The organism is Microbacterium testaceum, assembly GCF_001476285.1.
GTDB classification, from domain to species: domain Bacteria; phylum Actinomycetota; class Actinomycetes; order Actinomycetales; family Microbacteriaceae; genus Microbacterium; species Microbacterium testaceum_B.
Window position 1 is genome coordinate 1 of sequence record NZ_LDRU01000134.1, and the last position, 9,686, is coordinate 9,686.

At 70.5% G+C, this 9,686-nt stretch carries 9 protein-coding genes; 5 read left to right on the forward strand and 4 right to left on the reverse strand.

The window, feature by feature from the left end; genetic code table 11:
- The coding region (locus NS283_RS17790) for a glycosyltransferase family 39 protein (RefSeq protein WP_193752712.1) at positions 1–611 on the reverse strand (611 nt) is incomplete at its 3' end.
- Positions 612–768: 157 nt separating this feature from the next.
- Entirely contained in the window at positions 769–1,404 is a 636-nt protein-coding gene (locus tag NS283_RS17795) for a DUF1028 domain-containing protein (RefSeq protein WP_058598178.1), read from the reverse strand.
- Positions 1,405–1,564: 160 nt separating this feature from the next.
- On the opposite strand from NS283_RS17795, the gene NS283_RS17800 reads away from it, so the two are divergent.
- The 5 genes from NS283_RS17800 (at position 1,565) to NS283_RS17820 (ending at position 7,449) form a co-directional block, all read left to right on the forward strand.
- Positions 1,565–3,094, forward strand: a complete 1,530-nt coding sequence (locus tag NS283_RS17800; protein WP_058598179.1) for an ABC transporter substrate-binding protein — start codon at positions 1,565–1,567, stop codon at positions 3,092–3,094.
- 88 nt (positions 3,095–3,182) lie between these two features.
- A complete protein-coding gene (locus NS283_RS17805; RefSeq protein WP_058598180.1) occupies positions 3,183–4,148 on the forward strand; it encodes an ABC transporter permease in 966 nt (321 codons plus the stop codon).
- Positions 4,145–5,101, forward strand: coding sequence for an ABC transporter permease (locus tag NS283_RS17810; protein WP_058598181.1), 957 nt, complete (start codon positions 4,145–4,147; stop codon positions 5,099–5,101). The genes NS283_RS17805 and NS283_RS17810 overlap by 4 nt, the downstream gene beginning before the upstream one ends.
- A gap of 67 nt (positions 5,102–5,168) precedes the next feature.
- A complete protein-coding gene (locus NS283_RS17815; RefSeq protein ID WP_058598182.1) occupies positions 5,169–6,794 on the forward strand; it encodes a dipeptide ABC transporter ATP-binding protein in 1,626 nt (541 codons plus the stop codon).
- Between the two features lie 61 nt (positions 6,795–6,855).
- A complete protein-coding gene (locus NS283_RS17820) occupies positions 6,856–7,449 on the forward strand; it encodes a helix-turn-helix domain-containing protein (protein ID WP_058598183.1) in 594 nt (197 codons plus the stop codon).
- A 109-nt stretch (positions 7,450–7,558) separates the two neighbouring features.
- Here NS283_RS17820 and NS283_RS17825 read toward each other — a convergent pair whose 3' ends face one another.
- Entirely contained in the window at positions 7,559–8,095 is a 537-nt protein-coding gene (locus tag NS283_RS17825; RefSeq protein WP_058598184.1) for a hypothetical protein, read from the reverse strand.
- A gap of 210 nt (positions 8,096–8,305) precedes the next feature.
- Positions 8,306–9,652: an APC family permease gene (locus NS283_RS17830; RefSeq protein ID WP_081319281.1), complete on the reverse strand. Its 1,347-nt coding sequence runs from the start codon at positions 9,650–9,652 to the stop codon at positions 8,306–8,308.
- Positions 9,653–9,686 lie beyond the last annotated feature (34 nt).

Sequence of the window (9,686 nt, forward strand, 5' to 3'; positions counted from 1 at the left end):
ATGACGGTCCCCACCACGAGGGCGTGGAGGACGAACCAGGCCGACATCATCTTGGCCTCGAACCCCACCCCGACGAAGACCGCCGCCATCACGCGCGGCCACCGCCGCGCGGTGAGCACCGCGCGCTGCCACCACACCAGGGCCACCGCGAGCGCCATCGTGAGCAGGCCGTCCTCCATCGGGTGGCCGAACATCGACACGAAGATCGGCGTCGACGCGGCCGCGAGAGCGGCGACGAGTCCCGCGCCCGTCCCGCCCCCGCGCAGGCCCACCACCGCGCAGGCCATCACGGTGACGAGACCCTCGATCACCTGGGGGAGAGCGACCGCCGAGGTCGACATGCCGAAGAGGTGGATCGCGATGGCCTGGGGCACGGCGAAGCCCGCGAGCTTGTCGAGGGTGACGGTCCCTGCCGGATCGAAAGCGCCGAACAGCAGGGCGCGCCACGACTCCGACATCGATCGGGCCGCGGCCTCGTAGAAGGCGAAGTCCCCGCCGCGGGCGAGGTTCCAGGTCATCAGCAGGGCGCTGCCGGCGAGGATCGCGGCCAGCACGCCCTTCGCCCAGAGGGGTTCGCGCCACCAGCGCGCGAGCGGGAGGGGTTCGGTCACGCCCCACAGCATCGCCCCGCGTATCCGTGCCGTCATAGCAGCGGGCTATGAGCTCGCCGTGATGTGGGGGAGGGATCGCGAGAGTTGCGTGAGCGAGCCGGCTTCCGGGACGCGGGTAAGCGAGCCGGTTTCAGGGACGCGCGTGAGCAAGCCCGTCTCAGCGGCTCGCGCTGGGAACCTCGACCGGCATCGCGGACAGCGCGCGCAGTCGCGTCAGCTCGGCGAGCGGATCGTCGTGGTCGTCGACGCGGAGGTCGACGACGGTGTCCTCCGGCGAGGCGACGACGAGTGCGCTGCTCTGGCGGCCACGGGCATCCCCGCCCGCGCGCTCCCCGGCGCGGAGCACCTCGATCAGGCGGTCCGCGAGCTCCGCGTCGGCCTCTCCGCTCCCGCGGCTCCACGCCTCGGCCATCGCCTCGAGCACCTCGGGCCCGGTCAGGAGATTCCCGACGAACACGGCATCCGTCGTCGTCACCTGTCCCGCCCACGCCGTGATCGACTCGCCCGACCAAGCCGCCCCCGGCGCGTCCCACGCGAGAGCCGCGACCTGCCGCAGGGCGTGTCCGTCATCCCAGGAGGGGACGGATGCCACGGCTTCGACGGCCGTGCCCCCCTCTCTCATCGCGGTCAGCAGGCGCCCTCGCAGGGAGCGATTCGTCCAGGCCTGGCTGGCCGCGACCCCGACGGCCGGATCCACGGCGATCACCGACGCCCCCACGGCGAGGGAGCGACTGGCCGTCGCGGCACCGATCAGGCCGCGACGGGTGTCACGGGCGAGGACGGTGAAGGTCATGGGCGCTCCCGGGGGTCGACGAAGGGCGGGCGGTCGGGTCGGAGCGGCTTTGTGAAGATCGTGTTTCGAGGCCGCCCCGGGCTTGTGCCCGCCCCCATGCTTGCACATACTGATCGAAACATCATCTAAATGATGACCCGCCCACCCGATTGGCAATCACATGACATCGCGCACCACTCTCGGCATCGCCGGCGCGCTCGCCGCGGTCCTCGCCCTCGCCGGTTGTTCCGCGGGCCAGAGCGTCGACCTCGGCGACTCCGGTTCCGCATCCGGTCAGACCCTCGTCGCCGCGATCGGTGGCGAGCCCGACCAGCTCGACCCCCAGAAGACGACGTCGTACTTCGCGTTCGAGGTGCTCGAGAACGTCTACGACACGCTCGTCCAGCCCGACGCCAACCTCGAGATGCAGCCCGCACTCGCCGAGAGCTGGGAGACGAGCGACGACCAGCTCACCTGGACGTTCACCCTGCGCGACGGCGTGAAATTCCAGGACGGGTCGGACCTCACCAGCGAAGACGTCGTGTACTCGTACCGCCGCATCATCGACGAGAAGCTCGCCAACGCGTGGAAGTTCTCGACCGTCAGCGACGTCAGCGCCCCCGACGACAAGACGGTCGTGATCACCGTCTCGCAGCCCACCCCGAACCTGCTTTCGAACCTCGGCGGCTTCAAGGGCATGGCGATCGTCGAGAAGAGCAACGTCGAATCCGGCGACATCACCACGAAGCCCGTCGGAACCGGACCGTTCGCGGTCAGCGACTACGTCGCCGGCGACCACATCACCCTGAAGGCCAACCCCGACTACTGGGGCGGCGCGCCCCAGCTCGGGGGAGTGGAGTACCGCTTCATCTCCGAGCCCGCCACCGCCCTGGCATCCCTCAAGGCCGGTGACATCGACTGGACCGACGTCGTGCCCCCGCAGCAGGTCGAGCAGCTCTCGAGCGACAGCTCGGTCACCCTCGGCCAGACGCCGTCGAGCGACTACTGGTACCTCGCGCTCAACGAGGCCAAGGCCCCGTGGAACGACGTCCGGGTGCGCCAGGCGATCGCCTACGCCATCGACCGGGATGCCATCGTCCAGGCCGTCAGCTACGGCACCGCCGAGAAGAACCAGCTCGCCATCCCGAAGCAGAGCTTCTGGTACAGCGAGTACGACGAGTACTCCACCGACATCGACAAGGCGAAGGCGCTGATGGCGGAGGCCGGCTTCACCGGAGGCACCCTCGACCTGCTCGCCACCAGCGACTACCCCGAGACGGTCACGGCCGCGCAGATCATCGCCGCGAACCTCGAGCCGCTCGGCATCCAGGTCTCGATCCGCCAGCCCGACTTCTCGACCTGGCTCGACGAGCAGAACTCCGGCAACTTCGACATGCTCATGATGGGCTGGCTCGGCAACATCGACCCCGACGACTTCTACTACTCGCAGCACCACACCGGCGGTGCCAGCAACGCGCAGAAGTTCTCGGACCCCGAGGTCGACGAACTGCTCGACGCGGGCCGCGTCGAGACCGACAAGGACAAGCGCAAGGACCTCTACGCGCAGGCCGCGACGATCATCGCCGACAAGGCCAGCTACATCTACCTCTACAACCCCTCGGTGACGCAGCTGTGGTCGCCGAAGGTGTCGGGGTACGAGACCCGCGCCGACCGGGCGATCCGCTTCGCCGGCACGAGCATCGACAAGTGATGCGCGCCGCGGGGGTGCCGGATGCCGGTGCCCCCGCGGTCACGCCCCAGACCGCCGTCGCCGCCCGGCGCCGAGCAAGGAGGTTTTCATGAGGGTCGCCCCCGCTCAGATGGCGCGCTTCCTCGGCGCACGTCTGCTCTCGTCGGCCATCGTGCTGCTCGGCGTCCTCATCGTCGTGTTCGCGCTCGTGCACCTCGTTCCCGGCGACCCCGTGCGTCTCGCCCTCGGCACCCGCTACACGCCGGAGGCGTACGAGGCGCTCCGTGCCGCCTCGGGCTTGGACCGTTCGCTCCCCGAGCAGTTCTTCTCCTATCTCGCGCACGCCGTCACGGGCGACCTCGGTGTGAGCTTCCGCAACGGGCAGCCCGTGACGACGACGCTCCTGCAGCGCCTCCCGGCGACGATCTCCCTCGCGCTCGTCGGGCTCGTCGTCGCCCTGATCATCTCGATCCCCGCGGGGATCTACTCCGCGCTCCGCGAGGGGCGCGTGAGCGACGTCATCGTGCGCCTCAGCAGCCAGTTCGGCGTCTCGATCCCCGACTTCTGGCTCGGGATGCTGCTCATCTCGCTGTTCTCCGTGACGCTGGGCCTGCTCCCCGCCAGCGGCTACGTCGCTTTCGCCGACGACCCGGCCGGGTGGCTCCGCCAGGTGACCCTCCCGGGCGTCACCGTCGGCCTCGTCGCGGGCGCGATCATGACGCGCTACATCCGCGCGGCCGTGATCGACGTCGCCTCCTCGGGCTACATCCGCACCGCGGTCTCGAAGGGACTCCCGCGTCGGGTCGTCGTCTCGCGTCACATCGTGCGGGGCGCGCTCGTGCCGGTCCTCACGATCGCCGGCATCCAGCTCGCGACGATCCTCGGCGGCGTCATCGTGGTCGAGGTGGTCTTCGCGTGGCCCGGTCTCGGCCGGCTCGTGTACGACGCCGTCGCCGCGCGCGACTACCCGCTCATCCAGGGTGCGGTGCTCCTCGTCGCCGTCATGTTCATCGTCGTCAACCTGATCGTGGACGTGCTCTACGCCGTCGTCGACCCGAGGATCCGAGCCGCATGAGTGTCACCGAACCCCCCGTCGCCGCCGTCGCGCGCCCGCGCGTCCGGTCGTGGCGCCTCCTCGCCTCCAACCCGCTCACGGTGGCCGCCGCGGTCGTGCTCACCGTCGTGGTCGCGGCCTCCGTGCTCGCGCCCTGGATCGCGCCGTACGGTGTCAACCAGATCGACGTGGCGAACGCCCTGACCCCGCCCAGCGCGGCCCACTGGTTCGGCACCGACGAGCTCGGCCGCGACGTCTTCTCGCGCGTGCTGCTCGCGGGGTCCACGTCGCTCACGATCGCGGCGATCGCGGTCGTCATCGCTCTCGTCCTCGGCCTCGCACTCGGTGTCGTGGCCGGGTACGCGGGCGGCTGGATCGACGCCACGCTCATGCGCGTGGTCGACGTCATGTTCGCCTTCCCCGTGCTGCTGCTCGCCCTCGCGATCATCGCGATCTTCGAGCCGGGCATGCTGACGACGACCATCGCGATCGGGGTCGTCTACACGCCGATCTTCGCCCGCGTCGCCCGCGCGAGCACGCTGTCGCTGCGGACCTCGCCGTTCGTCCAGGTGTCGCGCACGATGGGCACCCCGGCCCCCGTCATCCTCCTCCGGCACGTGCTGCCGAACATCGGCGGCCCGATCGTGGTGCAGACCTCGCTCTCTCTGGCCTTCGCGATCCTGTCCGAGGCCGCCCTGTCGTTCCTCGGGCTCGGCATCCAGCCGCCGGCGCCGTCGTGGGGAGGGATGCTGTTCACCGCGCAGGGCTTCCTCTCGCAGGCGTGGTGGATGAGCGTGTTCCCGGGTGCGGCGATCTTCGTGACGGCCCTGGCCTTCAACCTGCTCGGCGACGGGCTGCGCGACGGCCTCGATCCGCGCCAGCGCACGATCATCGAGGCGCGTCACGGCGAGCGACGGCGCAAGAGACCCGCCCTCGCCGACCCGGCCCCGACCACCCAGGAGATCCCGCGATGACTGTTCTGAGTGTGCGCGATCTGCGGGTCGCGATCGGCGAGACACACACCGCTCAGGAGGGCTCGCGATGACCGTTCTCAGCGTCCGCGACCTCCGCGTGTCGATCGGCGAGAACCCCATCGTCCGGGGACTCGACTTCTCGGTCGAGCGCGAGCAGACGCTCGGCATCGTGGGGGAGTCCGGCTCGGGCAAGTCCATGACCGTCCTCGCCGCGACCGGGCTCATCGACGCCCCGGGGCGCCGCGTGTCCGGCTCGAGCATTCTGCGGACGAGTCCGGATGCCCCAGGCGTCGAACTCGTCGGAGCGACCGACCGCACCCTCCGGTCGGTGCACGGCGACGCCGTCGGCTTCGTCTTCCAAGACCCCTCGACGTCGTTGAACCCCTTCCTCACCGCGGGGCGGCAGATCGCGGAGTCCCTCGAGGCGCATCGCGGACTCACCCGGCGGGCCGCGCACACCCGGGCGATCTCGCTGCTCGAGGCCGTCGGCATCCCGGATCCGGCCTCACGGGTCGAGGCCTACCCGCACCAGTTCTCGGGCGGGCAACGCCAGCGCGTGATGATCGCGATCGCTCTCGCGTGCGACCCCGCGCTGCTGGTCGCCGACGAGCCCACGACGGCTCTCGACGTGACCACGCAGGCGCAGATCATCGACCTCGTGCAGCAGCTGCAGCGCGACCGGGGCACCGCGGTCGTGTGGATCAGTCACGACCTCGGGGTGATCGGACAGGTCGCCGACGACGTGATCGTGCTGCGCCACGGCGAGGCCGTCGAGCAGCGCCCCCTCGCCGACGTGTACGCCGACCCGCAGCACGCATACACGAGAGAGCTGCTCGCGGCACGACCCCGCGTCGTCGCCGGTGCGGGACCCGCGCCCGAGCCCGCCGCGCCGCCCCTGCTCGAGGTCGACGGTCTCGACGTGCGCTTCGCGGTGCAGACCCCCGCGGGCCGCCGCACGGTTCACGCGGTCGACGACGTCTCGTTCACCGTGCGCCGCGGGACGACCCTCGCGCTCGTGGGCGAGTCGGGCTCGGGCAAGTCGACGATCGCGAACGCTCTCACCGGACTCGTCGCCCCCCACGCGGGGACGGCGACCCTGGCGGATGCCACCGGCGAGGGCGTGCGCGACGCGCTGCGCGCCCCGCGTCGCGAGCGTCGGCGCATCGCGATGGTCTTCCAGGACCCCTTCGCCTCGATCGATCCGCGCCGCACGATCGCCGACGCGATCGCGGAACCCCTGCGCGTGCATCGCCTCGGCGGGCGCACGGCCGCGTCCCGTGCCGCGCGCGTTCGAGAGCTGCTCGAGCTCGTCGACCTCGATCCCGCCTTCGCGACGCGCTTCCCGCACGAGCTCTCCGGCGGCCAGCGTCAGCGCGTGTCCATCGCGCGAGCGCTCGCGCTCGAACCGGAGCTGGTCATCCTCGACGAGGCGACGGCCTCGCTCGACGTGTCGGTGCAGGCGCGCGTGCTCGCGCTCCTGCGGCGGCTGCAGGTCGAGCAGGGACTCACGTACCTCTTCATCGCGCACGACCTCGCGATCGTGCAGCAGATGAGTCACGACGTCGTGGTGCTGCGCGGTGGCCGGGTGGTCGAGGCGGCTCCGGCGCCGGACCTGTTCGCGAACCCCCGCGAGGAGTACACGCGCGCTCTCCTCGCCGCCGTGCCGCCCGACGGCCCGAGGGTGCGCGCGTGACGCGCGGGAGACCCGAGGGTACGGCGCCGATCAGCCCTGATCTCGATACGCTGACACGGTCATGACCAGAGCCACGGATGCCGATGAGCAGCGCACCGTCGAGACCCTCGGGGCCGCGGTGCGCGACGCCCGCAAGCGCCTCGGCCTGAGCGTCCAGGCGCTGTCCGAGAAGGCCGGCGTGAGCTTCGGCCTGGTCAGCCAGCTCGAGCGCGGACTCGGCAACCCGTCGCTGCAGTCGCTGCAACGGCTCGCCGGGGCCCTCGGCATCCCGGTCGCTCAGCTTCTCGACGAACCGGCCGTGCCGCTGGCCGTGGTCACCCGCGCGAAGCGTCACATCATGCCGGTCGCCGTCGACGCCCCGGCCTCGCAGCGCGCCGTCCGCGAGCTCCTGACGCCGCGCGGGGAGTCGATGCTGCAGCTGATCCGCTCGACGCTGCCCGTCGGGTTCTCGAACGAGGCGAGTCCGTTCCGCCACATCGGCACCGAGACGGTCACGGTCGAGTCCGGCGTGCTGGTGGTCTGTCAGGCCGACCGCCGGGTCGAGCTCCACGCGGGCGACACCGTCACCTATGGCTGTTCCGAGCCGCACTGGTGGGCGAACGGCCACGACGCCGAGACCGTGGTGCTGGGCGCGGTCACGCCGTTCGAGCGGTGAACGCGGGCACCGGTGTGAGCGCGGGCGCCCGCCCGGGCGTGCGAAACTCCTGAGATATCGTGCGCGCTGCCCTCTCCACGGGCTCCGTCGCACGACTCAGCCACAGAACTCAGGAGTTCGGCCCGCAGGCGAGAGCCCGGAACGCGAAGCGATCGCCCGGCGACAGCACGTGCTCGTCGTCGCACCGGTATCCCCGCAGCCACGGCACCCCGTCGATGACGCGCAGGTAGAAGCCCTTGGGGTAGTCGTGGTCGGCGCGCAGCACGGGGGAGGCGACGTTCACGGAACCCGTCGGTGCGCGGCCGGTGCTCAGGATGCTGTCGGGAGCGTTCGCCTGATCGAGGGTGGCCAGGCGCAGGTACGGCGCGGTGACCGGCGGACAGAGCCCGAGCCCGTGCCGGGCGGCTGCGTCGAAGACCCGCGGCAGGGTCGCGCCGTCCGGAAATCCCAGGTCGGCGACGGATCTCTCGACCACCGTGACCGTCTCGCGCGCGGCGTCGTCGAAGACCGCATCCGCGAGGAGCACGCCGGCAAAGGGATTGCGATGGATGCCGTGGGCGTCGAGCCGCTCGATCAGGTCGCTGCGGCTCAGCCCGCCGACGTCGATGGTCCACGTGGTCCGTTCGGAGTCGTCGATCAAGCGCATCGATGCAGCGTACCCGCGGGCGCATGGAGGCCCCGAGAGCGCCCGCCCCTCGCCCGCGTCCCGCGCTCCGGAACCGACTCTCCGGTCGACCGTCCCGCGGCGCGCAGGGCGCCCCGGGCGGGCAGGATGTCCAGAGCGCGGAACATGCGTCGGCCGCGACACCCCCGTGTGAGGGATGCCGCGGCCGACGCGGTTGTCAGGCTCTCGCTCTCAGATCTCCGAGCGCGGACCGGGAAGCGTCTTGTTGACCCCGGTGACCGGCTGGTTCTCGTCGAACGAGGCGATCGGACGACGGAAGCCGCGCGTGAGGATCACGAGGTACACGACGCCCAGAGCGGTCCAGATGAGGCCGCCGATGAGGGCATGCATGTCCAGGTTCACCCACAGGAGGGCCGTCAGCAGCAGACCGATGCCGGGCATCACGATGTAGCGGACGATGTCGCCGGGCGTCTTACGCAGTCCCTTGCGGATCGCGAACCACGCGATGACCGAGATGTTCACGAACGAGAACGCGACCAGGGCGCCGTAGTTGATATACGCCGCGATCTGCTCGAGCGTGAACGCGATCGCCAGCAGGCTCACCACGCCGACGATGACGATCGAGACGGTCGGGGTGTGCGTCTTGGGGTTGATGAACCCGAAGATCCGGCGGGGGAGCACGTTGTTGCGGCCCATCACCATGAGCATGCGCGAGACCGAGGCGTGCGAGGCGAGCCACGACGCGAGCGTCGCCGCGAACCCGGCCGCGGTCAGCACGGCCTGCAGCACGGGGCCACCGACCTGCACGCCGATCTCGGGCAGGGTGCTGTCCTCGATCGCCTCCTGCGGGAAGGCCGTCGAGTCGGGGAAGCGCAGCTGGGTGAAGTACGCCGCGACGAGGAAGATGACGCCGCCCGCGATGAGGGTGAGCAGGATCGCCCGGGGCATGATCTTCGGGGTCTTGGCCTCCTCGGAGTACATCGACACCGCGTCGAAGCCGATGAACGAGAAGCAGACGACGGTCGCTCCGGCCAGGACCGCGCCGAACTGCACCTCGCTGTGGGCGAAGGGGGCGAGCGACACCGCGGTGCCGGCCCCGGCGCCGCCGACGAGCTGCACGAACACCATGACGACGAAGACCGTCATCACGAGGATCGAGAACACGAGCAGGATCATGTTGACGTTCGAGGTGCCGCGCATCGTCAGGTAGATGACGCCGGTGACGCCGGCGGTGAACACGACGACCCAGATCCAGCCGGGGATGTCGGGGAACAGCGCCTCCATGTAACTGCGCAGGATCAGCGCGTTCACCATGGGCAGCAGCATGTAGTCGATGAGCGCGGTCCAACCGACGACGAAGCCGACGCCGGGGTGGATCGACTCGCGCGCGTAGGTGTACGCGGAGCCGGCGCTCGGGATGACGCGGACCATCTTCCCGTAGCTGATCGCGGTGAACACGAGCACGATGAGCGCCACCGCGTACGCGGCGGGGACGACGTTGTTCGTCTTCTCGGCGACGAGACCGAAGGTGTCGAAGACGACGGTCGGGGTCATGTAGCCCAGGCCCAGGCCGACGATCGACCAGAGACCGAGGGTGCGGGCGAGCTTCGCG